Origin of the sequence: Maribacter sp. PR1 (genome assembly GCF_028464145.1) — a bacterium.
Classification (GTDB): Bacteria; Bacteroidota; Bacteroidia; order Flavobacteriales; family Flavobacteriaceae; genus Maribacter.
This window is the reverse complement of sequence record NZ_JAQPCG010000011.1, coordinates 24373-49094: the sequence shown is the minus strand read 5'-3', so window position 1 is coordinate 49094 and position 24722 is coordinate 24373. Positions and strand designations below refer to the sequence as shown.

At 38.9% G+C, this 24722-nt stretch carries 26 protein-coding genes and 1 pseudogene; 11 read left to right on the top strand and 16 right to left on the bottom strand.

The window, feature by feature from the left end:
- Positions 1–72: 72 nt before the first annotated feature.
- From PP182_RS19460 to PP182_RS19440, 5 genes are all read left to right on the top strand, one after another.
- Positions 73–615: a GNAT family N-acetyltransferase gene (locus PP182_RS19460; RefSeq protein ID WP_272652916.1), complete on the top strand. Its 543-nt coding sequence runs from the start codon at positions 73–75 to the stop codon at positions 613–615.
- Complete coding sequence (gene hemF, locus PP182_RS19455; protein WP_272652915.1) at positions 605–1507, top strand: oxygen-dependent coproporphyrinogen oxidase; 903 nt, start codon at positions 605–607, stop codon at positions 1505–1507. Before PP182_RS19460 ends, hemF begins: the two co-directional genes overlap by 11 nt.
- A 6-nt stretch (positions 1508–1513) precedes the next feature.
- On the top strand, positions 1514–2302 hold the full coding sequence (locus PP182_RS19450; protein WP_272652914.1) for a PhzF family phenazine biosynthesis protein: 789 nt from the start codon (positions 1514–1516) through the stop codon (positions 2300–2302).
- A 32-nt stretch (positions 2303–2334) separates the two neighbouring features.
- The gene (hemB, locus tag PP182_RS19445) at positions 2335–3327 is read left to right on the top strand and encodes a porphobilinogen synthase (protein WP_272652913.1); all 993 of its coding nucleotides are present in this window, start codon (positions 2335–2337) and stop codon (positions 3325–3327) included.
- A gap of 82 nt (positions 3328–3409) precedes the next feature.
- Positions 3410–4990 carry a serine hydrolase domain-containing protein gene (locus PP182_RS19440; RefSeq protein WP_272652912.1) on the top strand — a complete coding sequence of 527 codons (1581 nt, stop codon included), beginning with the start codon at positions 3410–3412 and terminating at the stop codon, positions 4988–4990.
- 121 nt (positions 4991–5111) lie between these two features.
- On the opposite strand, the gene PP182_RS19435 is transcribed toward PP182_RS19440, so the two are convergent.
- On the bottom strand, positions 5112–5330 hold the full coding sequence (locus PP182_RS19435; protein ID WP_272652911.1) for a hypothetical protein: 219 nt from the start codon (positions 5328–5330) through the stop codon (positions 5112–5114).
- 2 nt (positions 5331–5332) lie between these two features.
- Positions 5333–5824, bottom strand: coding sequence for a DinB family protein (locus PP182_RS19430; RefSeq protein WP_272652910.1), 492 nt, complete (start codon positions 5822–5824; stop codon positions 5333–5335).
- A gap of 223 nt (positions 5825–6047) precedes the next feature.
- On the opposite strand from PP182_RS19430, the gene PP182_RS19425 reads away from it, so the two are divergent.
- The 4 genes from PP182_RS19425 to PP182_RS19410 all read left to right on the top strand — a co-directional run bounded on the left by PP182_RS19425 (position 6048) and on the right by PP182_RS19410 (position 10116).
- Positions 6048–7007 (top strand): helix-turn-helix transcriptional regulator, encoded by a 960-nt coding sequence (locus tag PP182_RS19425; protein ID WP_272652985.1) that lies wholly within the window; start codon positions 6048–6050, stop codon positions 7005–7007.
- Between the two features lie 64 nt (positions 7008–7071).
- Positions 7072–8379 (top strand): serine hydrolase domain-containing protein, encoded by a 1308-nt coding sequence (locus tag PP182_RS19420; RefSeq protein WP_272652909.1) that lies wholly within the window; start codon positions 7072–7074, stop codon positions 8377–8379.
- Between the two features lie 117 nt (positions 8380–8496).
- Positions 8497–9636 carry a CNNM domain-containing protein gene (locus PP182_RS19415; protein ID WP_272652908.1) on the top strand — a complete coding sequence of 380 codons (1140 nt, stop codon included), beginning with the start codon at positions 8497–8499 and terminating at the stop codon, positions 9634–9636.
- Between the two features lie 6 nt (positions 9637–9642).
- The gene (locus PP182_RS19410; protein WP_272652907.1) at positions 9643–10116 is read left to right on the top strand and encodes a methylated-DNA--[protein]-cysteine S-methyltransferase; all 474 of its coding nucleotides are present in this window, start codon (positions 9643–9645) and stop codon (positions 10114–10116) included.
- A 184-nt stretch (positions 10117–10300) separates the two neighbouring features.
- Here the strand turns inward: PP182_RS19410 and PP182_RS19405 are convergent, their stop codons facing one another.
- Positions 10301–11449, bottom strand: coding sequence for a hypothetical protein (locus PP182_RS19405; RefSeq protein WP_272652906.1), 1149 nt, complete (start codon positions 11447–11449; stop codon positions 10301–10303).
- A 91-nt stretch (positions 11450–11540) separates the two neighbouring features.
- Here PP182_RS19405 and PP182_RS19400 point away from each other — a divergent pair, with 91 nt between their 5' ends.
- A complete protein-coding gene (locus PP182_RS19400; RefSeq protein ID WP_272652905.1) occupies positions 11541–12254 on the top strand; it encodes a 3'-5' exonuclease in 714 nt (237 codons plus the stop codon).
- Positions 12255–12494: 240 nt separating this feature from the next.
- Here the strand turns inward: PP182_RS19400 and PP182_RS19395 are convergent, their stop codons facing one another.
- From PP182_RS19395 to PP182_RS19360, 8 genes are all read right to left on the bottom strand, one after another.
- Positions 12495–12947, bottom strand: a complete 453-nt coding sequence (locus PP182_RS19395; RefSeq protein ID WP_272652904.1) for a hypothetical protein — start codon at positions 12945–12947, stop codon at positions 12495–12497.
- A 2-nt stretch (positions 12948–12949) separates the two neighbouring features.
- Positions 12950–13159 carry a hypothetical protein gene (locus tag PP182_RS19390; protein ID WP_272652903.1) on the bottom strand — a complete coding sequence of 70 codons (210 nt, stop codon included), beginning with the start codon at positions 13157–13159 and terminating at the stop codon, positions 12950–12952.
- A 289-nt stretch (positions 13160–13448) separates the two neighbouring features.
- Positions 13449–13787 (bottom strand): hypothetical protein, encoded by a 339-nt coding sequence (locus PP182_RS19385; protein WP_272652902.1) that lies wholly within the window; start codon positions 13785–13787, stop codon positions 13449–13451.
- 5 nt (positions 13788–13792) lie between these two features.
- Positions 13793–15130: a DUF6973 domain-containing protein gene (locus tag PP182_RS19380; RefSeq protein WP_272652901.1), complete on the bottom strand. Its 1338-nt coding sequence runs from the start codon at positions 15128–15130 to the stop codon at positions 13793–13795.
- Positions 15131–15193: 63 nt separating this feature from the next.
- On the bottom strand, positions 15194–15457 hold the full coding sequence (locus tag PP182_RS19375) for a hypothetical protein (protein ID WP_272652900.1): 264 nt from the start codon (positions 15455–15457) through the stop codon (positions 15194–15196).
- Between the two features lie 178 nt (positions 15458–15635).
- Entirely contained in the window at positions 15636–15986 is a 351-nt protein-coding gene (locus tag PP182_RS19370; RefSeq protein WP_272652899.1) for a hypothetical protein, read from the bottom strand.
- A 352-nt stretch (positions 15987–16338) separates the two neighbouring features.
- The gene (locus PP182_RS19365) at positions 16339–16983 is read right to left on the bottom strand and encodes a hypothetical protein (protein ID WP_272652898.1); all 645 of its coding nucleotides are present in this window, start codon (positions 16981–16983) and stop codon (positions 16339–16341) included.
- Entirely contained in the window at positions 16931–17188 is a 258-nt protein-coding gene (locus PP182_RS19360) for a hypothetical protein (protein WP_272652897.1), read from the bottom strand. The genes PP182_RS19365 and PP182_RS19360 overlap by 53 nt, the downstream gene beginning before the upstream one ends.
- Before the next feature lie 43 nt (positions 17189–17231).
- Between PP182_RS19360 and PP182_RS19355 the strand changes: the two are divergent.
- Positions 17232–17342: pseudogene (locus PP182_RS19355) on the top strand (3'-5' exonuclease); the annotation flags it as partial.
- Positions 17343–17452: 110 nt separating this feature from the next.
- Here the strand turns inward: PP182_RS19355 and PP182_RS19350 are convergent.
- The 5 genes from PP182_RS19350 to PP182_RS19330 all read right to left on the bottom strand — a co-directional run bounded on the left by PP182_RS19350 (position 17453) and on the right by PP182_RS19330 (position 24593).
- Positions 17453–17776: a hypothetical protein gene (locus PP182_RS19350; protein WP_272652896.1), complete on the bottom strand. Its 324-nt coding sequence runs from the start codon at positions 17774–17776 to the stop codon at positions 17453–17455.
- 209 nt (positions 17777–17985) lie between these two features.
- Positions 17986–19449: a hypothetical protein gene (locus tag PP182_RS19345; RefSeq protein WP_272652895.1), complete on the bottom strand. Its 1464-nt coding sequence runs from the start codon at positions 19447–19449 to the stop codon at positions 17986–17988.
- Positions 19450–19524: 75 nt separating this feature from the next.
- Complete coding sequence (locus PP182_RS19340; protein ID WP_272652894.1) at positions 19525–19743, bottom strand: hypothetical protein; 219 nt, start codon at positions 19741–19743, stop codon at positions 19525–19527.
- Between the two features lie 322 nt (positions 19744–20065).
- Entirely contained in the window at positions 20066–22315 is a 2250-nt protein-coding gene (gene katG, locus PP182_RS19335) for a catalase/peroxidase HPI (RefSeq protein WP_272652893.1), read from the bottom strand.
- 214 nt (positions 22316–22529) lie between these two features.
- A complete protein-coding gene (locus tag PP182_RS19330) occupies positions 22530–24593 on the bottom strand; it encodes a S8 family serine peptidase (protein ID WP_272652892.1) in 2064 nt (687 codons plus the stop codon).
- Between the last annotated feature and the right edge of the window lie 129 nt (positions 24594–24722).

Below are 24722 nucleotides of genomic sequence, written 5' to 3'. Positions count from 1 at the left end.
TATTGTTCACATAATCAGTGAAAAGACTCTCAATACCTTTCAAGAGGCTCCAAGACTTCGTATTTTAGGGCTATGATTACCATAGCAAATGGCACTTTTGAAATTACACCTATCCATGAAAAATATGCTTGGAGAATTTGTGACTTTGTTACGGTAAACACCTCAAGGTTAAAGACCTATTTCCCGAGAACATTGACCGAGAATCTTACTCCAGATTTATCCCAACTATTTGTAGATCGAAAGATTAAGGATTTTAAAAGTAAGAACGAGTTTTTATTTGTGATAAAAAACACCATAGATAGAACGGTTGCGGGATTGTTGTTTGTCAAAAATCTGGATTATACCAAAAAAGAGGCCGAGCTTGCTTACTGTATCGGATACCAGCATGAAGGTATTGGGATAACCACTATGGCCGTGAACAAGATAACCGATTGGTCTTTTAAGGAATTGGATATAAAAACACTTCGAATCATTGTACATAAAACGAATTTGGCCAGTATTCGGGTTGCAGAAAAATGTGGTTATGTATGGAAGGGAACCTTACCAAAAGAACACCAACCTCCTGAAATGCCGGCTATGGATATGGAACTTTACATAAAGACCCATGAAGGATAAATTTTACGATTATATACAAAATCTTCAGGATAGGATTACCCAAAAACTAGAGCAGATAGATGGAAAAGCCAAGTTCAGGGAGGATCTTTGGAAAAGACCGGAAGGTGGAGGGGGTAGAACCCGAGTTATCGAAAATGGAAATGTTTTTGAAAAAGGAGGGGTTAATATTTCTGGTGTGCACGGGGCCCTACCCGAAAGCATGCAAAACTATTTTAATGTAGCGGATGCCGATTTTTTTGCCTGTGGCTTAAGTTTGGTACTACATCCAAAAAACCCAATGGTTCCAACGGTGCATGCTAATTGGCGCTATTTTGAAATGTATGATAAAAACGGAAAACTGGTTGACCAATGGTTTGGTGGTGGACAAGATTTAACTCCTTATTATTTATTCGATGAGGATGCGGCTCATTTTCATAGTGTATGTAAAGAAGCCTGTGACAAACATCACCCCACATTTTATAATTCCTATAAAAATCGTTGTGATGCATATTTTTGGAATGCCCATAGGAATGAAGCCAGGGGTATTGGAGGATTATTTTTCGACTATTGTAAAAAAACGGAGGAAATGTCCATGCAGGACTGGTACGGATTCGTTACCGAAATTGGTGATAGCTTCCTAAACAGCTATATACCCATCGTTACAAAAAGAAAAAACCTCTCTTATTCCCAAGAACATAGGGATTGGCAGGAAATCCGTCGTGGAAGGTATGTAGAATTTAATTTGGTACACGATAAAGGCACGTTGTTCGGTCTTAAAACCAATGGCCGTATAGAAAGTATATTGATGAGTCTTCCCCCGCATGTACAATGGAAATATGATCATAACCCCAAAGCGGGAAGTGAAGAGGAACGACTTTTAACCGTATTAAAAAAACCTAAAGATTGGGTATAAATAATAATGAAACAAAAAATATATCAAATCGATGCTTTTACGGACACCCTCTTTGGCGGTAATCCGGCAGCCGTATGTATTCTGGACACTTGGTTACCTGATGATACGATGCAAAAAATAGCCGCCGAAAACAACTTGGCGGAAACGGCTTATACCGTACCTACAGGAAATGAATACGAGCTTCGATGGTTTACACCAGAGGTAGAGGTCGACTTATGTGGACATGCTACCTTGGCCACGGCCTATGTTCTATTTGATTATTACGACCACAAAGGAAATACCATTCGGTTTGTATCGCCCAGAAGTGGTGAACTATTAGTAAAAAAAGGTGATGACGGATTAATGACCATGGATTTTCCAACGGACGACTTAGTTTCCGTTGAAAGTGTAAAGGAAATCAACGAAGCTATTGGTAAGCAAACCTTGGAAACTTTTAAAGGCAAAACAGATTATTTGTTGGTTTACGAAGACCAACGGGACATTGAAAACATCAAGCCTAATTTTCACCTATTGAACCAGTTGGATTGCAGGGGCGTTATTGTTTCGGCTAAAGGAGATGCAGTCGATTTTGTGTCCCGGTTCTTTGCTCCACAATGTGGTATTCCGGAAGACCCCGTAACAGGTTCGGCACACACGACCCTTACCCCCTATTGGTCTAAAAAATTGAACAAAAAAGTAATGACTGCCAAGCAGTTATCGGCAAGAGGTGGTGACCTTACCTGTGAATTTTGGGGTGACCGGGTGAAAATTTCAGGTAACGCCATTTGTTATCTTGAAGGTGAAATCAATATATAAATTAAAAAGTATAAGTTCCTAAAACTAGCAATATGTACCCACTCATAAGAAACAGAAGATTACGCGCATCCGAATCCATAAGAAGATTGGTCAGGGAGACTATCATAAGTCCAGATGATTTTTTAGTCCCTCTATTTGTGGTAGAGGGTAAAAACATTAAAGATGAAATTCCCTCCATGCCCAATTACTATAGGCTAAGCTTGGATAATCTGGAAAAAGAGGTCAAGGAACTTTGGAAAATGGGGCTTTGCTCCGTCTTGTTATTCGTAAAAGTACCGGACAATTTAAAGGATAATGCAGGAACCGAAGCAATCAATGATAATGGTTTAATGCAATTGGCGATTAAAACGGTCAAAAATACCTGTCCGGAGATGCTCGTCATGACCGATGTGGCATTAGACCCCTATTCTTCCTATGGGCATGATGGTATTGTAACGGATGGCGAGATTCTAAATGAAGAAACCGTGGAAATTCTTTCAGAAATGAGTGTTTCCCATGCCAAGGCAGGTGCCGATTTTGTGGCACCAAGTGATATGATGGATGGAAGAATTCTTAGTATACGGGAAGCTCTAGAGGATGAAGGTTATATCAATACGGGAATCATGAGCTATAGTGCCAAATATGCCAGTGCCTTTTACGGACCATTTAGAGATGCCCTGGATTCTGCCCCCGTGGATATTAAGAACGTTCCCAAGGACAAAAAGACCTACCAGATGGATTATGCCAATCGGTATGAAGCTATCAGGGAAACCCAAATGGACATTGACGAAGGTGCCGATATCGTCATGGTAAAACCCGGTCTTTGCTATTTGGATATTGTTCGGGAAATCAAAAATGAAGTGGATGTTCCCGTGGCCGTTTATCAAGTTTCCGGAGAGTATGCCATGGTAAAAGCTGCTGCCGAAAAAGGCTGGTTGGATCATGATGCCGTGATGATGGAGCAATTGACCGCAATCAAACGCGCAGGGGCGAATATGATCGCCTCTTATTTCGCCAAAGATGTTGTCAAACTGCTTAATACCTAAAATTACTACGCCCACAACATCCGCATACAATGTAACATTCCACCAAAGGCATTATCTTTAGAGGGAACCAAACCTCCTTTTTATGAAAAATGTCCTTTTCTACGCTTCGCTGTCCTGTTTTGTGATACTGGGTGCTTGTAAACATCAGACCCAAGAGCAAGTTACTCCCAGCCCTACGGAAAAAGCACAACGGTTCTCCAGCAATTATACCCCTCCAAAATTTGAAAACGATCAGCGGACCAACAAAATTACTGGGACTCAGGATAAAATCCAGGAGATTTTTGAAGCCAATGCTAAAGCCAGACATATTCCGGGTATCAGCTACGGCATTGTAGTGGACGATTCACTGATACTTACCGGAAGTTATGGTGTTATTGACCTTGAAACACAAATCAAAGCCAGCCCTACAAAAGCCTTCCGGATTGCGAGCATGACCAAAAGTTTTACGGCCATGGCCATTTTAAAATTGCGGGACGAAGGCAAGCTGGATTTGGACGACCCTGTATCAAATTACTTTCCGCAGTTGGACACCTTGGTATACCTTACCCAAGATTCCCCGGCAATTACCATAAAGAATCTTCTAACGATGACCGCAGGCTTTCCCGAGGACAACCCTTGGGGCGATCGCCATTTGAACGATGCTACTGAAATGTTGGAAAATATGCTGGCCGAGGGACTTTCCCTCTCCAAGGTTCCTTCCTTTCAATTCGAATATAGCAATACCGGATATGGCATGTTGGGTCAGATTGTGGCAAAAGTGTCCGGAAATACCTTTCAGGAGTACATCACCCAAAATATCCTAATTCCATTGGGTATGGAGCATACTTATTGGGAATATGAAAAAGTACCCGAGGATATGCTGGTACACGGATACCGATATGAGGATGACACTTGGAAGCCCGAACCTACTTTGCACGATGGCGTCTTCGGTTCCATGGGCGGGCTGATTACCACGATAGCCGATTTTTCAAAATATGTGAGTTTTCACCTCACCGCATGGCCACCCAGAAGCGAAAAAGACAATGGGCCTGTAAAACGGAGTACCCTCCGAGAAATGCATACGCCACAATATCCATACCTATCCACTTGGGCAACCGATTGGAATAATGAGCCCTGCGCAAGGGTCTCCGGCTATGGTTATGGGCTAGGAATATCGGAAGATTGTAAAGGAATCATAAAGGTTTCCCATGGTGGGGCACTGCCCGGTTATGGTAGTAACTATTCCTTTTTTCCGGAATATGGTATAGGAATCATGGCCTTTGGCAATTTAACCTATACCGGACCCCTGCCCTTAGATGAAATCTCGAAAATACTGTTTGAGGAACTGGAATTGCAGCCTCGAAAAAAAGTAGCTTCCCAAATGCTTAAAAACAAGAAAGACCAATTGGTATCCGTTTTGAAAACATGGGAAACAGGAATGGACACCACCTTATTTGCGGATAATTTCTTTTTGGACCGTTCCTTGGAAAAGCGAACCCAACACATTTCCGATTTGAAACAAACTATCGGGGAAATCGATTCCATCGGGGAGATACGTCCCAGAAACCAATTACGGGGAGATTTTGAGATTTATGGTAAACATGGCACCATCTCCATCTTCTTTACCTTAAATCCAGAAATTGATCCAAAAATCCAACAGTTGGAAATGAGAATTAAACCCTGACTTTTTTCTGTGTCAACCCAGACATTTCCATATTAGGTCATAGCCTTTTATGGTTAAGGAAATGATAGTATAAGACCTGTTTAGTTTTAAATACCAAACAGGTCTATTTATTTTGTTCCCATCAATGCAATTCCTCACAGAAAAAGCCCCGTTGAGTCAAGAGTGTTGAAATGGCCAAAGGATTGGGCTTTTGCGTCTCTATACGTAGGATATTATCGCAATCCTCCAGATCAAAGTTCCATCGCCCATGGTCGTTTATCAATTCGTTTAAATAAGGCGCAAGATATTTCACCTTCCCCCTTTTTCTTACCGAAGTTTTAAAAACCAATACTGTTTTCATACTTAGCTTCTGTCGTAAAACATGGGAGGTTCAATCCCTAAAGATCGTAGATATACATAGCCTTGACCGCGATGATGGATTTCATTGTCCATAAAATAAAAAAGTGCGGATTGCACCGTTCCAGGGAATTGCCCAAAAGAGACTATTTGCTTCTGAAAGTCCGTTCCCTCCATTTGTGCCCAAAGCTCCTTTAGTTGCTGAGTGGCACTGTCCCAGGACTCTAGTAATTTTGCCTTGCTGTTGCCATGGTCAAAATGTTCGTTTAATTGAGCCGTTTGCCCCGTGACAATTTCACGTAATCCCGGTTCCGCAATGCCTAGAAGTTCCATGACCATATCAGCGAAGGGACGCATACCTCCAATACTATAGGTAAACAGTTCATCTTCGGGAAATATCGCTATAACCTTACGAGTGAGTCTTCTGTGACCTTGCCAATGTTCCAATAATTGATTTATTGAAATAACCTGTGTTGCTCCTTTAATGGTGTTTTCCATACTATTTATTATTTATTGATTACTGATTATGACATCAAAGATATGGAGGCCCTATGACAACCCTTTGTCAGTAGTGTTTTGGAAATTAAAAATAATCTTGCTCCTGACATACCGCTGTCACTCCATAGACCTATTTTTGACCAAAAGGAATGCTAAAATGGGTACCAAATGGACATTTGACCTTAAAATCTTGTCCTATCTTTGGAACAAAGGCCGCTCTATTATGGGAATGGATACCGTAAAACGTTTTGATAGGATTGTTGCCATATTTATACAGCTTCAGTCCAAACGCATTGTAAAGGCCCAGGAACTTGCAAATCGATTCCAAGTGAGTCAACGTACTATCTATAGGGATATTCGAACCCTTGAAGCTTCTGGTGTGCCCATTGCCAGTGAAGCAGGTGTTGGATATTCTATCATGGAGGGCTATAGCCTTCCCCCAGTCATGTTTACCCGTGAGGAGGCCGGCAGCTTTGTCGCTGCGGAAAAATTAATGCAACAATTTACGGATAAGTCCCTGGGATCCTATTTCGAAACGGCCATGTACAAAGTGAAGTCCGTACTCAACGTAAGGGGAAAAAAGTGGGTGGAAGCCCTGGAATCACAGGTGAGAATTTTTCCAAACCAACAGTTGTTCAATGAAAATATACCGAATGCTCTTGAAATTCTTTTTGAAAGCATCGCTGAAAAGAAACAGGTGTTTTTGCGATACACCGCCTTGGAGGTAGATAAACCATCGGAACGAACTATAGAACCTATAGGCGTTTTTAATGAAAATAACTATTGGTATGTTATGGGATATTGCCACCTAAGAAAGGACTATAGACAATTTAGGACCGATAGGATTTTAAAAATTGTAGGTGCTTCCAAGCCCTTCGTTTTGGAACACAAAACACTGGATGACTTGCGAAAACGGAACGAGGTCAAGAACAAAACAAAGGTGCGAATACTTGTGGATAAAAAAGTAAGCAAATACTTAGGGTCAAGTAAAAATCACCAAGGTTTTGTTTCCGAAAAAATAAAAGGAAACCAGATAGAAATGACTTTTATGGTCGATGATGTCCAAAATTATTTTTCTCGATGGTACATATCTTTTGGGGATTATGCACAGATATTGGAACCGGAATCATTGAAGAAAAGGGTATCAGAAATCATTGATAATATGCAGAACGGTCTAAAATAAAAATCATTACCACAATCATCCGATGAATCTCAAACTTTATATTTGAATTACAAATAGGACTCAAATGCCAAAAACTTTCATCTACATATTTTTTGGAATACTGTTAAATACACTTACAGCTCAAGAAGATGGTTCATTAATAATTAAAAATACCTCTCCCAGGACCGACTCCTTGTTAGTTTATACTCAGATAGATTCTATTATAACCATCGGTATAAAAAATGAGGCCTTTCCAGGTGCACAAGTGCTTGTCGCACAAAACGATTCCATTATTTTTCATGAGGCCTTTGGATTTCATACCTATGATAGTATCCAGCCCGTAGCCCTAGATGATTTATACGACTTAGCTTCGGTCACCAAAATCACAGGACCCTTACCGGCCATCATGAAGCTCGTCGGGGAAGGAAAATTAAACTTGGATGCTCCCTTTAGTACCTATTGGAAGCCTTGGAAAAGAAGAAAAGACAAACGGGCTATTACCCTGAGGGAGATATTGGCCCATCAAGCTGGATTACAACCCTATATTGTTTTCCTGAACAAAACCTTAAAAAAGAACGGTCGTTATAAAAAGAGGTTTTTAAGGCTAGAAAAGAGTAGTAAGTTTAGCAAGCAAGCCTATAACGATATTTTTGTAAAAAGTAGATTTAATAGAAAAATCTATCGTATCATTAATCGTTCTAAGGTTTCGGAAGATAAAACCTACCGGTATTCCGGATTAACTTCCCTTCTATTCCCTCAATTAATAGAAGACATTACAGGAGTACCCTATGTAGAATATCTACAAGAAAATTTTTATAAACCCATTGGTGCTCACACTTTGGGGTTTCTACCCTCAGATAAGAACTATCCCAACAAGATAGTGCCAACAGAATTGGACACTCTTTTCAGACATAGCTTGACGCAAGGATGGGTACACGATGAAAACGCCTCCCTGCTTGGAGGTATTTCCGGAAATGCAGGTTTGTTCGGGGCAGCTACGGATTTAGCCAAAATCATGCAATTGTATATCCAATACGGAAATTATAAAGGCAAACAAATCCTTCCCGAAAACGTAGTCAAAGAATTTACTACAGTCCAATTTCCCGAAAACGATAATCGAAGAGGGCTTGGATTTGACAAACCCCTATTGGGTAATGACACCTTGAATTTGAATGATGCTTATCCTGCTCCAGAAGTAAGTTCAGGAAGCTTTGGCCACAGTGGTTTTACCGGCACCTTTGTATGGGCTGACCCTGAAAACCACTTGGTATATATATTTTTATCCAACCGGGTCTACCCCAGTCGGGAACACAGGAAACTCTATGAGCTTAATATACGTTCAGCAATACAACAGGTATTTTATAAAGCATTAATGGACCACTCGCTTAATTAAGAACAATCGTCTTGTCATAAGCCAATATTAACTCCTTTACCAAATCTCTTATCGCAAATTAATTGCCCCATGGAATAGAACGATATAATTGGTATCTTAGGCTCTCAATATTTATCCATGGGATTACTCTTTTTTTACGCCTTTATATCTATTTTCTTTTCTTTCCTATGCTCCATATTGGAAGCTGTATTATTGAGCATTACTCCGACTTTTGTGAACGTTAAGAAAAGGGAAGGTAAAACGTATGCCTTGACTTTGGAGGAATTAAAAAAGGATGTAGATAAACCCCTGATTGCTATCCTTACCTTAAATACTATTGCCCATACTGTTGGTGCAATTTTGGTAGGTGTGCAGGCCAAAGTCGCTTATGCCGAGCTATATGGTACTACCCAACGGTCCATCTTAGGAATGGAGTTCACGGAGGACCTTATGGTGGGCGTTGTTTCTACAATTATGACCATACTAATACTGGTTGCATCGGAAATTATTCCAAAAACTATTGGTGCTACTTATTGGAAGCAATTGGCGAATTTTACCTCAAAAGCCTTAAAAACTATGGTACTTGTGCTACGATATACGGGTTTATTATGGTTATTGCAACTTTTCACAAAACTCGTAGGCGGCAAAGGGCATCACGGTAGCGTTTTAAGTCGTGAAGACTTTACCGCAATGACGGACATGGCCCATGAAGAAGGAGTTTTTCAAAAATCGGAATCGACCATAATTAAAAACCTATTACGGTTTGAGGAAGTACATGTAAAGGATATTATGACCCCGCGCGCAGTCATGAAAATTGCACCGTCCGACAAAACAATTCAGTCCTTTTTTGAGGATAATCCTAAACTACGTTTTTCCAGAATTCCCATTTTTGAAGATAAAATGGATAATATCACCGGGTTTGTGCTCAAGGACAATGTTTATGAGGAAATCATAAATAATAATGGTGATTTACCCCTGCAGGAAATTAAAAGGGATATACTACTTACCAAACGTGATACCCCTATCCCGAAGCTCTTTGATACCTTTGTCAATAAACGGGAACATATCGCCTTGGTTGCGGATGAATATGGTTCCGTCAGTGGCTTGGTTACTATGGAAGATGTCATAGAGACCCTTTTAGGCCTGGAAATCATGGACGAGAGCGATAATGTTGCAGACCTTCAGCTCTTGGCTCGTAGAAATTGGGAAAACAGGGCCAAAGAAAGCGGTGTTATCGAAAGAAAACCTGAGGAGAAAACTCCCGAAAAGGAAGAATAAATAATTATGGAGAGCGCTTTTATCCATACACCCCTCGGAACAGCCAAATTGGAAGGAGACGAAAATGGACTTACTTCGATAACCGTTTTGGAAACCGATGAAGAACTTACCGATGTATTACCGACCGTCCTGGAAGATGCGGCATATCAACTTAAGGAGTATTTTGAAGACTCCAGAACCCAGTTTGACCTTAAATTGAATCCATCGGGAACGGACTTCCAAAAATCGGTTTGGAAAGCCCTAGAAGATATACCCTATGGCAAGACAGTATCCTATCTGGATTTAAGCAAAATACTTGGCGATGTAAAAGCCATAAGGGCTGTTGCTGCGGCCAATGGTAAAAACCCTTTATGGATTGTAGTGCCCTGCCACAGAGTAATTGGCAGCGATGGGTCACTTACGGGTTATGCAGGTGGACTGCACCGAAAAAAATGGCTGCTGGACCATGAGAACCCGGTAAAACAACAACGTTTGTTTTAAGATTACTAAAATTCTACCTTTTAATTACGCTCCAAAACCGACCACAAGGTCTAATTATGTAAAGTAAATTTCACAAAAAATGAGAATATTTGAAGTTTAACTCCTGTATGATTCCAATAATCTAGAAAAGAGATAAAATTCTAGATTTCAAAATATTGAGAACAAACTAAAGAGTTTGTTCACGTTATTCCACAAAATAAGTAGGGACGAATTCCAAATTCTTATGGGCTCTAAGCATTCCATCCGTTGAGATTAACAGAAAACCACCCGGTTCATTAATAGCCCCATTGGGCAAAACATAAGAAATAGCAAACAGATTTTTGTCAGGAAGGAATTGACCTATGATAGGCTGGATATCCATGTCCTTCTCCCTATTTAATTTTTCAACGATTCCCAATAAATCTAAAACGGTATTGGACCCAGTTGAAGTATCGAATATCGCAGGCCCCCTAACCAGACTGAAAGGTTGTGGGTAGGTATATTCGTAAAATAATTTATTATCCTTTAATTTTCCATTGATAGGCCCTGTAGGAAATGGTTGATCAAACTGTAACTCATTTTTAGAAATTCGTATGAGGTTAATCATGTCAAAAAGTTCCAAAAAAGAATTTTCATTATCATTCTGTGTAAAAATGGCCAAATTTCCTTCTTCCGTTATTAAAATACTGGGGTTACTACTTCCGAATTCAAACGTTTTGGCTATAACATCCTTTTCGGTATCGAAAAGGATAATCTTGTAGTCCCCATTCCCTGACCTGTACGTTAACACCAAAGTACCGTCCCTGTATAAAGGCTGGAACAACTGGTCGATTCCAAATTCCAAGGCAATATCGAATCCTTGCAAATCCTCAAGGTTAACAATATGAAGTGCTAAATTGGTAGACCCAAATGGTTTGTAAAGCCCAAAATAAACCGAAATTTCATTACTTAAACCCCAAACCAATGAACGCTCAAAGGAATTGTTGTAAAACTCGGGATATGTCGTTATACTCGATGTAACCAAATCCTTTTCGAACAATGAGACAGCGCCATTGGAAAGGGTGAAAAACGATAGTTTGTCATCAAGTTGCCGAAGCGTAAGGTAATTATTACTGATTCCCAGTTCACTGGACAAATTTGTTTGGAATCCCTCTTCGGTACCGCTGTTGTAATCATATTGATACACATTCTCTAAATCCTCTCCAATCACAGTCAGATTTATAACTTCATCTATCGATTGATTTTCCACCTCATCCTTGTTACAAGCAGTTAAGAGCACCACTATAAAAACAAAGAAAACCCTAAAGCGCTTTAAAATAACCCTACCCCTGAACCTTATTATGTTTATCACCATGCCTAAATATAACCTATTTTGGTCTATACGAATGGCCTTATCATTTGAAGAAATTATGTTAAATTACTGAACCTTAGTAATTCAAAAAACTATGCTTCAGAAAATAAACTTGGAACATATCTTATTTCTTGATATTGAAACCGTTCCGGAAAAGGAACAATTTCAAGAACTGGATGATGTTAAACAGGAACTTTGGGAACAAAAATCTAGATATCAGCGAAAGGAAGACTTTACGGCCGAAGAATTTTATGACAGAGCAGGTATTTGGGCCGAATTTGGAAAAATTGTATGTATTTCAGTTGGGTACTTTAAACACCAAGATGAAACGCTTAACTTTAGGGTCACGAGTTTCCATGGTGATGAAGCTAAGCTCCTGAAAGACTTCAAAAATCTCTTGAACGGGCATTTCAGCGAAGCTAAAAACTTGCTCTGCGCACATAACGGCAAGGAGTTCGATTTCCCTTACATCGCCCGCAGAATGATTATCAATGGTATTTCCTTGCCCTGGAAGTTGGACCTCTTTGGAAAGAAACCTTGGGAAGTTCCTCACTTGGACACCATGGATCTATGGAAATTTGGGGATTACAAACACTATACATCTTTAAAATTGATGGCCAATATTTTAGGTATCCCCTCTCCCAAAGAGGATATAGACGGTAGTATGGTGCGGGATGTTTTTTATGAGGATAACGATTTGGACCGTATTATTACCTATTGCGAACTGGATGTGGTTACCACAGCACAGGTCTTTCTTAAACTACGGAATGAAAACTTGCTGGAAGACCATCGGATAAAAAAGGTGTAAAGCCCCTTATCCCCTAAGAGGGAATTTGGTTGTTGGTTATTGATAATCGTACTCAAATTCCAAAAGGAACGCGGGGACACGAGCAGGATGCTCGCGCCAGCGGGGGGGTTTTTGGTCTTTGTTTTATTTATTTAATATTACTCAATATCCCGTTGCAAGTTATAATTTTATTATACCAAATAAGCAAGTTACTTGCTCCGGTGGAGGATTACCTAATTAAGATGCCAAGGAATCTTTAATTTAAAATTCAATATCCCGAATAACGGATATAGTCCAAACTGAATCTTTTAATTCAATATCACCATTTACTTCTGCATTTTCTATAGGACTGTAGAAAATAAAATTTCCTCTACTAAACTGACAAGAATCCGTTGGATTTATTTCTAATTGGAGTTTTAATTTATTATAGGGTAAGGAATCCACTATTTTAACATATCTATAATTATCAATCAAAAACGAATCAAGTTCAAAGAAGAAATCATTTTTAATTATCCTAACTGGATTTCTTTCCTCGATATCTAGATGTAGGTAGGTTTGAATATTCTCAGTTTTAAGAATTTCATTAATAAGATTTATTTTTTCAATTCGATTAAAACATTTATCCAGGTTATTTTTTTCTAATTCAGAATTATTTTTTTGTTCTTTTTTACAAGAAAAAAATAAACAAACTACAAATAGCAAAATAGTTTTCATTCTTAATTAATTATTTTATTTAGAATTAACCTAGCATTCTCAGGCATTACATTAGTTCCGTAAACCATTATTTCAAATTTCTCACCTTCTTCTCCAGGATAGTCAAAGCCATTTGTGTAATCGCCATAATGAACATATTCATGTAAAATAGTAGTCCCAATAAAGAATATTGCTGCGTCGTTATCATTTTCTGGAAGAGACCCATTTTCCATTTGATTTACATAGTCTATGTCCAGATATTATGTGTTAGCAGTACTTTCCTTAGCAAAATGCTTCACAATAACTGAGCATGACCATGTTCTTGTACAGGGGTTGATACCAATGGTACCGGTATCCGTGGGACACCCCGTACTATAGCCGGTTGTCTTAAACTGGTCTTATATATGAAAAAGAACTAAGAGAATAGTGGATATCCAACGACCCATCTGGGGAGTTCAAATATAAATCCGATTTAAATATTTAAAAAGAGACAAGCATCACCAAGTTAACTCAGAATCATAATTATAATTTAACTTCAATATCTAAATGGCCCTCAGTTGCTCTGTATGGTAAAAAGGTACATTTAACCGGTCCTTCTCCATAATAATCACTATACCATAAAGTATCAATTGCGCCATGTAACTTAAATTCTAGGTTGTATGCTCCTTCAGTTTTTACATATATGGTATCATTCACGTACCCCTTTATTTTTAAATTAAACATGGAGTAAGGCATAAAACTATATGGTTCAACTACAAGTGATTTTTCTTGTATGAAACTGTTAATTGTTATTTTCTTGTAATCTTTTTTACAAGAAAAAAAGATTACAAGAAAAACATAAAAAAGTATTTTTTTAAACATTTTATTTATTGATTAGTAGGAATTAGAATTGAATTATTAGTAGCATTGTAAAAGCCATTTTTATAAGTAAGATTGCTTAAGTACCGCAATTCACCGGCATTTTTAGCCGCTTCTATAAGAACAAAAATTCTAGAAGGCTTGTCTTTCCCAATATTTCTACCAACGCTATTGTTGAAATAATCCATCTGTGTTTCTTTGTAATGATTTTGGTAATTCGGATCATATGCTATGTCTTCATGCGCATCAGTCAACTTTTTAGTTAATGCAACTCCAATTCTTGAGGCGCTCAAAGCGTTCCACATTGAGTGTTTAACTGCATCCCCAATTCTATTTCTAACAGGTTGATCATAAAATGTTTCAGCATAAATATAGGCTTGAACAGCACTGGTAAGATAAAGGGTTTTCTGGGTGTTGTCCAATTCATTATCATAAATCCCCCTTTCTTTTGGTGACATGGCCGCCAATAACCTATCATATATTCCTCTATCCATCAAGGCACTAATGGAAGTAAGCACAAAGTTTATGTTCTCTTCGGTATTTCCATTATCTATCAAGAACCAGACAAATTCCTTCGCAATGTCCACCCGTTCCGTATGGTCGGGGTCCGTGAACCAATTAAAATGTCCTGCTGTAAAGGACCCATTCAGAGCATAGTACAATTTATGTATTGGCTTCGCCGCTGTGTTAATGGCGAATGTACCAGAGCCGCTTACACAATCGTCCCCATACGCTGTTATCCTGGATTTGTTTTGGTTGGTGGAAGGTGTAGCGCATAAACTGCCAGACCAAGTTCCATCTGGTCCAACTGTATGTGTACTGGTACAAGGTTCTGTAGTTGCCCCAGGACCACTACTATTTGGAGCCTCATAAGAGACGTTCACCTGCGTTGTACCATTAGGGACATAGGTCGTGTAAACCGGAGCCGTTGGACCATTTGTGGCAACCTCCACCACTCCGCTAGTGGCCTCTGTGCTTACCGTACTTACCGTACCATTGCTCACGATGGTAGAATTATAATAATATGTAGTACTAACAGTGTTATAACTAAAGCTGGTAGTAATGTTATTACCATTATAATTGTGGCTCAGAACGGTCCCAGGGGAATTATAGCCAATGTCACCACTATAATTGCCTCCCGTAGTCCCGGTTCCGCAGTCCCCAGTCTTGCCTACCCTGTTAAATTTGCTATCCTCAAAGAAAGAGTCCACAGAATAAAATCGAAATGTAGACCTAAAACCGCCATAATCCTCCCCGTTCATAAAAAAAGATTCCATATCCTCCGGTAACATTTCAAAGCCTACCACGTAGGCTTCCTTCAACTTTCCCTTGCCATCATTCTGCATTACCAAATTATAGATATGGTACGGTGAGGCATCGTACACAAAAAGAGCAAAGGAATAACTACTTTACCCTCCATTCTTTAAGACCTTTTTTATTTCCTTTAAATCGATATCCACGTTGCTGTACTTTAATTTTCCGTTTTTGATACTTTTCCCCGTATCGGATAGTCTCAAGTAAAGTTCGTCCATAACTTGCGGTATTTCCTTGTAAGCAACAACGGAAAGTTGGGTTTCCCTTTCCTGTACTGCAGGTTCCTCAACAAATTCCAGATCATTGGGGTCAAGGTCCAAAGTTTCTTTCTGAACACATCCAATAAAGAAGAGGGTCATGCATGAAAATAATAAATAAGGGGTGATTCTGTACGGTCAAGCCAATCGATACAGGCTACTGTTACACTTGAACTTTTATAAGCTGCTATTCGAATATTACGGAAATAAGTAAACCTAGATGTAAGTGTCTTTTGTTCCTATCATGGCACCCAGACAAAACTAGTTAGTGGATGATCAATTATTCATGAAATATAATCGTATCTTTTTCTATTAATATTTCGTACTCTTCCGCTAGTGGAATACCATTACTGAAATATCCAAAATTCATTTCTCTATTTGAGTTTTTATTATATATCCTAATTTGATAGGAACCATCACCTCTAATTTTGATTTTTTTATCAAAAGGAAGGAAAATTGAGTATGACTTTCCATTTCCAATATTAGATTCTACTACTGATGAATATCCGTTACTTATATGAACAGAATCAATTTGTATTCCACTCTGATTTTTTACTTCGAAAGTCACTCCGTTCTTAAAACATGAGGAAAAAAATATTAAAAAAAACGATACGAAAACGATTTTTCTCATTTAATTACTGATTAGTTGGAATTAGACAAGTACTACTTGTCGGCAAGCCAGTAGAGCCTAAAGGTGATAAGTATCGCAATTCTCCATTAGTCTTCCCAGAATTACCATTAATCGTTTGATCACCAACTTTATTATTAAAGAAATCCATTTACTTTTCTTTTATCAATGCCTGTGGCACCTCGCTTTCATGTGCATCCGTTAGTTTTTTGGTTAGTGGCTCTCTAATTCGAGAGGTACTCAACGCATTCCATATGGAGTGATTATTGCGGTTGGTTATTGATAATCGTACTCAAATTCCAAAAGGAACGCGGGGACACGAGCAAGATGCTCGCGCCAGCAGGGGGTAACTTCATCAGAAATTCCATTTATTAAATTGGACACGATAATTTATTTTATAACCTATGTCTAGTTTTGTGGCGACAATTAATTCTATAGTACCAAAAATATTATTGTTATGGTAGTAATGATATAGTATATAACGATGATTTTCAATTAAAACTTGAGATGAAAAAAAATGTCCATATTTTCTATTCGAATCTCGTTCCAACAATATTACTTTATCAGAAAAACTATTTTGTAGTGTTTTCTCTTCTGGGATATTATCAATGATACCCCTAATTTGATTATCTGTAAAATATTTATCTAAACTCTTGAAACTAGATTGAAGAGATTCTTCTAATACTTTTTTAAGAGCTGAATTATCTGTTTCATTGAATATTATCGGTTTATGATTTTTTTTTCTCTCAACAAATCTTATGCTATCCTGTTGGGTTAATTTTCCATTTTTAATCAAATCGTGATATTTTTCAAGAGCAACTGAATCAATGATTTTGCTTTCAAAAGCTATTTGTTCAATGAATCTATAATATTCTTTATTATTTATGACATTATTTTGACACAAGGCATTAGCACAAAATAGTAAAAAAGTAGGAACTAATAAATACCTAGTTACATGGAGATCCAATAGCCAATATTTCAAATCCTGAGCTTTCATCATCAATAATATTTTTATAGTTCTGTTTTACAATCTCATCTAAAAGTGTCCAGGCAGTGGAACTTTGTAACCCCGCCCAAGCCAAAGCCTCAGCTGTATTGTCGCTAACGTTGTAGCCTTTGGCATTGTCATAATTTTGAATAATTTCGGCACTTTCCAATACTAAATCACCCATGATTTGATGTTGTTGTTTAGCTAAATCTGTCAATATTTGATTTTGAGGCACACCAGCTTGAACATGAGCAACATATTTGGACCGTATTATTACCTATTGCGAACTGGATGTGGTTACCACAGCACAGGTCTTTCTTAAACTACGGAATGAAAACTTGCTGGAAGACCATCAGATAAAAAAGGTGTAAAGCCCCTTATCCCCTAAGAGGGAATTTGGTTGTTGGTTATTGATAATCGTACTCAAATTCCAAAAGGAACGCGGGGACACGAGCAGGATGCTCGCGCCAGCGGGGGACTATTATTTCTCTCTTATGAAGGTTATCCAAATCTCCTTTTTAGAAAATATGTCTTGAGGGCTAGTTTTATTTCTTATAACCAGTCCTATTGAAGTTCCCTCAGTATTTTTGTTTATTCCATACCAATTAGAACTTCTAACAATAGAAAAATCCTCTAGTTCTGGCATACTAATATTTTCGTAGTACTCATTTAATGAATCATTTTCAACTTCAATGGGATTCTTATATCCATGTTTTTCTAAATAAAATTGCGATAGGCTAGAAGTCTCAGGCATTCCGTATTCTTTTACCACCTTATCATAAAAAAAAAAGATCTGGTACTTCAACAGATATTGTTAGCTTTTTTAATTCATTTTTTGTGTTGACGAATGCTCCCATTTTCTGCACGGGAAATCCTAAAAAATTGTAGTTAGTTGGTATTCCTGAAATTGTGCTATAATTACTGGCCGGGAAATAACATTCTCTAAAATTTTCATTATTACATTCAATATATTCTAGACCTTGGAATAATTCCTTTACCGACTTATCCAAAAAATTATGGTCTATTTTCATTCCTTGATAATACATTAGGAAAATTAATAAAAAATAAAAGTAAGCTTTCATTTTGATAACAATTATCCATACCACTCCAATCTTCTATATATTGTCTAACAACACCTGACCAACCTAATGGAGCACTTCTCGTTGCCTGTCCTCCAATCTCATTAAAATTTTCCTTAATAAATTCATCCATTTTGTACGCCAAAACTCCAGTTGTTATTTGACCACAAGGTTGCTTTCTGAACCAAGTTTCCATATCAAAGAAAGCATTTGCTAGTGCATCAGCAGATCGCTCAGCAGCTAGATTTTTATTTATATAAGATGGTAAATGAAAATAATAGGTTTGGTAAGATGCTGCAACTCCAATACCTGGAAATTTACCCCATTTAGTCACATCATCCCATATACCATTTATAGCTGGAACCTGGACACCTGTAGTACCAACATTATAGAAATCAAAACTTTCGCAACTAGGACCCTTGATTATACTCCAATTTTCAAAATCAATCCTATATCCTTCCATCAGCGCACTAATAGCAGTAAGCACAAAGTTTATGTTCTCTTCGGTATTTCCATTATCTATCAAGAACCAGACAAACTCCTTAGCAATGTCCACCCGTTCCGTATGGTCAGGGTCCGTGAACCAATTAAAATGTCCTGCCGTAAAGGACCCATTCAAAGCATAGTACAATTTATGTAATGGCTTCGCCGCTGTGTTAATGGCGAATGTACCAGAGCCGCTTACACAATCGTCCCCATACGCTGTTATCCCGGATTTGTTTTGGTTGGTGGAAGGTGTAGCGCATAAACTGCCAGACCAAGTTCCATCTGGTCCAACTGTATTTGTACTGGTACAAGGTTCTGTAGTTGCCCCAGGACCACTACTATTTGGAGCCTCATAAGAGACGTTCACCTGCGTTGTACCATTAGGGACATAGGTCGTGTAAACCGGAGCCGTTGGACCACTTGTAGCAACCTCTACCACTCCGCTAGTGGCCTCAGTGCTTACCGTACTTACCGTGCCATTGCTCACGATGGTGGAATTATAATAATATGTAGTACTAACCGTGTTATAGCTGAAGCTGGTAGTAATGTTATTTCCATCATAATTGTGGCTCAGAACGGTACCAGGGGAATTATAGCCAATGTCCCCGCTGTAATTTCCTCCCGTAGTCCCGGTTCCGCAGTCCCCAGTCTTGCCTACCCTGTTAAATTTGCTATCCTCAAAGAAAGAGGCCACAGAATAAAATCGAAATGTAGACCTAAAACCGCCATAATCCTCCCCGTCCATAAAAAAAGATTCCATATCCTCCGGTAACATTTCAAAGCCTACCACGTAGGCTTCCTCCAACTTTCCCTTGCCATCATTCTGCATTACCAAATTATAGATATGGTACGGTGAGGCATCGTAGACAAAAAGAGCAAAGGAGTAACTGCTTTCTTTGTTTTTTCTTAACACTTTTTTGATTTCTTTCAAATCAATATCCACTCTATTATGCTTTATTTTATCATTTTCTACACTTTTGGCAGATTTTCATAATTTGACATAAAGATTGTTCATAACCTCGGGTATTTGCTTGTAATCCACAACTGAAAGTTGGGTTTCGGATTCCTGAAGTATCGGTTCCTCCACAAACTCAAGGTCGTTAGGGTCTAAATCCAAAGTTTCCTTGCCCACACATCCAATAATGAATAAAGAAAGACATAGAAACAAAAAATAGGGGTATACTTTGTTTAGTTTATGGTTTTTCATAAAGTTAGTGCTATAGTTACCCTATAAGTTAAAATAATATCACGTTACCCCCCCTATAGAAAAACCTTATAAAAATGGAGGATTTTATCATTTTGTGATAAAGCGTATGTTTTTATCGGTGAAATACATAATATTTTGTTAGGTCAAGCCCTTTGTATTCATCCAAAACCAACCAAAGTCCAAAATTTTCCTTTACGATTGTGTGTAATAGCCTCTCGACTGCGCTCGAGGTGACAGGTTTATGAAACACTGGGAAATTGCTATTAAATAAAAAAGGCAGCCTAATGGGCTGCCTTTTAAAGAGTATTGAAATAGTTTTAAATTACTTTAAATCAAATCGATCCAAATTCATCACTTTAGCCCAAGCTTTTACAAAGTCTTTTACAAACTTTTCCTTGGCATCGGAAGTTCCATACACTTCCGCCAAAGCCCTAAGCTCGGAGTTAGAACCAAAAATCAAATCTACACGGGTTCCTGTCCATTTCTTTTCTCCCGTTTTCCGATCGCTGCCTTCAAAAGCGGTATCATCATCAGAGGCAGACTTCCAAGTGGTACCCATATCCAATAGGTTCACAAAGAAATCGTTGGTCAACTGATCTTTCTTATCTGTAAAGACCCCATGGTCAGAACCGTCCGTATTAGTTCCCAACACGCGCATTCCACCTACCAAAACAGTCATTTCTGGCGGTGTTAGTGTTAATAAATTGGCACGGTCTACCAACAGTTCTTCTCCCTTAACGGAATATTTATCCTTGGTAAAGTTTCTAAAGCCGTCCGCTAATGGTTCCAAAGCTTCAAACGCCTCGGCATCTGTTTGCTCCTGTGTAGCATCTGTTCTACCTGCGGAAAAAGGAACTTCAAGATTATGACCCGCATTATGTGCCGCTTTTTCCACAGCTGCAGTTCCTGCTAATACGACTAAATCCGCAAAGGAAACTTTTTTGTTGCCAGATTGGGCATCGTTGAATTCTTTCTGGATTCTTTCCAAAGTATCGATGACCTCGGCCAGTTGTTTTGGGTTGTTGGCTTTCCAACTCTTTTGTGGTTCCAAACGGATACGTCCGCCATTAGCTCCACCACGTTTATCGGAATCCCTATAGATAGATGCGGCTCCCCAAGCAGCAGAAATCATACTGGATAATGATAGTCCAGAGGCCAAGATATTTCCTTTAAGTTCTTGAACATCTTGATTATTAACCAATTCGTGGTCCACCGATGGTACAGGATCTTGCCACAATAATTCCTCCTTTGGCACTTCTGGCCCTAAATAACGGTCCAATGGTCCCATATCCCTGTGCGTTAGCTTATACCAAGCTTTAGCATAGGCATCGGCAAATTCATCAGGGTTTTCCAAGAAATGTCTTGAGATTTTTTCGTAATCGGGATCCATACGTAAAGATAAGTCAGTCACCAACATGAAGGGTTGATGGGTCTTACCTTCTATATGGGCATCTGGCACCGTTCCAGCTCCAGCATCGCCAACTGGCTTATATTGCCAGGCTCCTGCTGGACTTTTGGTTAATTCCCACTCAAACCCAAATAAATTTTTGAAATAATTATGGCTCCATTTAGTCGGGGTCTGACTCCAAGCTCCTTCCAAACCACTAGTAATCGTATCAGCTCCTACACCGCTATTAAAGTTATTCTTCCAGCCCATGCTTTGCATAGTAATATCAGCTCCTGCCGGTTCTGGCTCCAAATACTCCGTATCTTTTGCCGCACCGTGCGTTTTTCCGAAAGTATGACCACCAGCAATCAATGCCACTGTTTCGTAATCGTTCATCGCCATACGACCAAAAGTTTCCCGAATATACTGTGCGGCTTCAACCGGGTCTGGATTAGCATTATGACCTTCAGGGTTCACATAGATCAAGCCCATATGAGCAGCTCCCAAAGGGTTTTCCAATTCGTTCCCTTCAGAATCATACCTTTGTTTATTTCCCAACCATTCTGTTTCCGAGCCCCAGTAAACATCGTCTTCTGGTTGCCAGATATCTTCACGACCACCAGCAAACCCAAACATCTTAAGTCCCATAGACTCATGAGCCACATTACCGGCCAAAATCAAAAGATCAGCCCAAGATATTTTCTTTCCATATTTTTGTTTTATAGGCCACAATAATAAGCGTGCCTTGTCCAAATTGGCATTATCCGGCCAGCTGTTCAAGGGTGCAAAGCGTTGGTTGCCTGTACTTGCCCCACCTCGTCCATCGGAAATTCTATACGTTCCCGCGGCATGCCAAGACATACGAATAAAGAACGGCCCGTAATGACCATAATCCGCCGGCCACCAATCTTGGCTATTCGTCATTAAATCATTTAAGTCCTTTTTAATCGCCGATAAATCTAATTTCTTGAATTCTTCTGCGTAATTGAAATCAGCATCCATGGGATCGGATTTCGATGAGTGCAGTCGAAGTATGTTGAGGTTCAACATATTAGGCCACCAATCTCGATTAGTAGTACCTCCTCCAGCAGTTTGGTTCATTTGCCCATTTAAAAAAGGGCACCCAGCTGCTTGGGAATCATTTACGTCCCATGCATCTCCATGGGGATTATTGTTGTTATCCATGCTATATAAGTTTTTAAGTTCCTATCTCCGTAAAATTACCAATTTAGATACTTACTTGCATAGTTATTTTCTTGTTTTGGTTTATTGCTATATCAATTTTGTCTATTTTATAAAATACTATATCAACATGAAAAAAAAGACCTGACAATCGTTCTTGAAAGTCAGGTCTATCTAAAGGAAAATGTATAGGTTCCGGGGAGATAAGGGCAAATTTTTAATTCTTATAAAATTTTGTGCTTTTGTAGACCTCTTGATCTTTTATTTGAAGGATATAGAGTCCGGAAGCAAGATCTTCTACATGTATAGGTTCATTCTTTGCCGGGCCTACCTTTAATTCGACACCAGAAGCGGACACAATACGATACATTGCCGATTCACCGACTACCATGTTTAAGTTAATTTGATGTACAGCGGGATTTGGAAAGACTGAAAAATCAACAGCACCTTCCGCATTTAGAACCTGGTTCATATCTAATTCACCAACAAAAGTATCGGTTCCTTCAAAGGTAAATTTGTATTCCATACTGAATTCAGATGCCATATTTTGTGAGCAAAACGTTCTAACCCTAACAATATAATCCTCATTCAATATCAAGTTTTTAAATTCTTTAATCCCAGAGGTTACCATTTCCGAAATCCAAACCTCTTCATTTTCATTTCTATACTGCACTTCATATAGCCCATCTGGTGTTTCGGCCCACGCTAAAGTGATTTGGTTATCTAAAGCATTGCTCAAAGCCAATCTGCTTGGGGCATTAATCTTACACTCAGTTAAGGATACTCCCGTTAGTATTAGTGAAAAATCTTGATTTAATTCCTTTAAGTTATTCTTATGGGAGACCGTAATGGTATAACTACCATTTGCATTAGGAATTTCGATTCGTTCAAACGGATCCACAAGATTATCGCCTTGAGTTGCCTCCGCTTTTGGATTCTTCGGATTTAATTTCCAAGGTAAAAATGTTTTTCCATCTTGGGTGATTCGTATATCCAAATCATTTACAAGTGCAGCCGTTGTATTATTTAAATCTCCCCTATTGATATATTCAGAGGCCGGGTCCGTCCAAGAAATAGAAGCCGTTAAGGTTTCCCCACCCTTCGCTGCTACCGTATAACTAAAAGTTTCTCCTTCAGTTAATGTATTTTCGGATATGTGTGTACTAAAATCTTTTTGAAATAAAACTTCTGCAGCACGCTTGGCGTTCATTACACCCCATCCCATCTTGTAATCGGGACCTTGAGCATCAACATCATCGGCAGTATGTAACGCTAATCCTTTTAATGTTGCTGCTTTTAAATAAGCTCCGTATAGTTGTTCATTGTATTGCTGAAGTAATAACAATGCACCGGTTACCCCAGGTGTAGCCATTGAAGTTCCGGCCGATACATCATAACTTGTATTGCCTATGGCATCCGTTGAAAGAATAGATGATCCATCACCTGCAAGATCCGGTTTTATCCGACCATCATCCACAGGTCCATAACTGCTGTAGGCTGAAACCGTTGCTTCTTTAAGATTTCCTTTATTATCAATTTTTGAATTGGATCCGGCAATGGTAAGCCCGTTTTTGGCAATCGTAAAGCCCAGCATCAAATCAAATCCATCCGCGCTAGTTCCAAAAATCGGAGATTCATTATCGCCACTATGTCTGGCGTTACCCGCGGCCGTTACCATAAGATAATAAGGCGCATTGTACATAATATTATCCCAATCCTGGGCTACTTTAATATAAGAACCAAAGTACCAGTCGGGCACTCGGTCGGTTTTAATGCCATAGGAATGGTTAGATAACAAAAGTCCATTTGCGGCAGCTTCGGTCACTTCTATCTTATCCCGTGTCCAATCATGGGAGAGTACGTTGGCTCTGTATGCTACACCTTGTGCTCCTTTTTTTATGCCCGAGGAAATCAGGCTACCGGTAACCATAGTTGCGTGGCCATCTATTTCAGAACTTCCATCAACTATTGTAGCTCTAACATCATATTCTTGATGGGTAGTAAGCGCAACACCAGCATCCCATACACCTACCTGCATACCCAACCCATCGAGATCCAAATCTAAAATACCATTCGTATGTAATGAGGAAGCCCTGGAAGTTTGACTAGCATCATCTGAATAGGTCTCATAGTAGATAGGACTGCCATCTTCTCCTATTTCCTGTAGTTCCACTTTTTTTCCGTTGGGTAAAACCTCTTTCATTTTTAGATGGTTAGCTTTAGCTACAGCCAAGGTTTTTACCCTATTTTTTTCGTAATCGAACTCCAGGTCAACTTGCATTGACCCAATTTTGGTAAAGTCATATTCCTTTTTTATTATCTTCTTTAGTTCAGGAGATTGAGCAAATATCACTTGAGTCCCTATCCATAGAAAAAAGGAAAAAGCTTTGAAGCCAGTCCTTAAATTGAA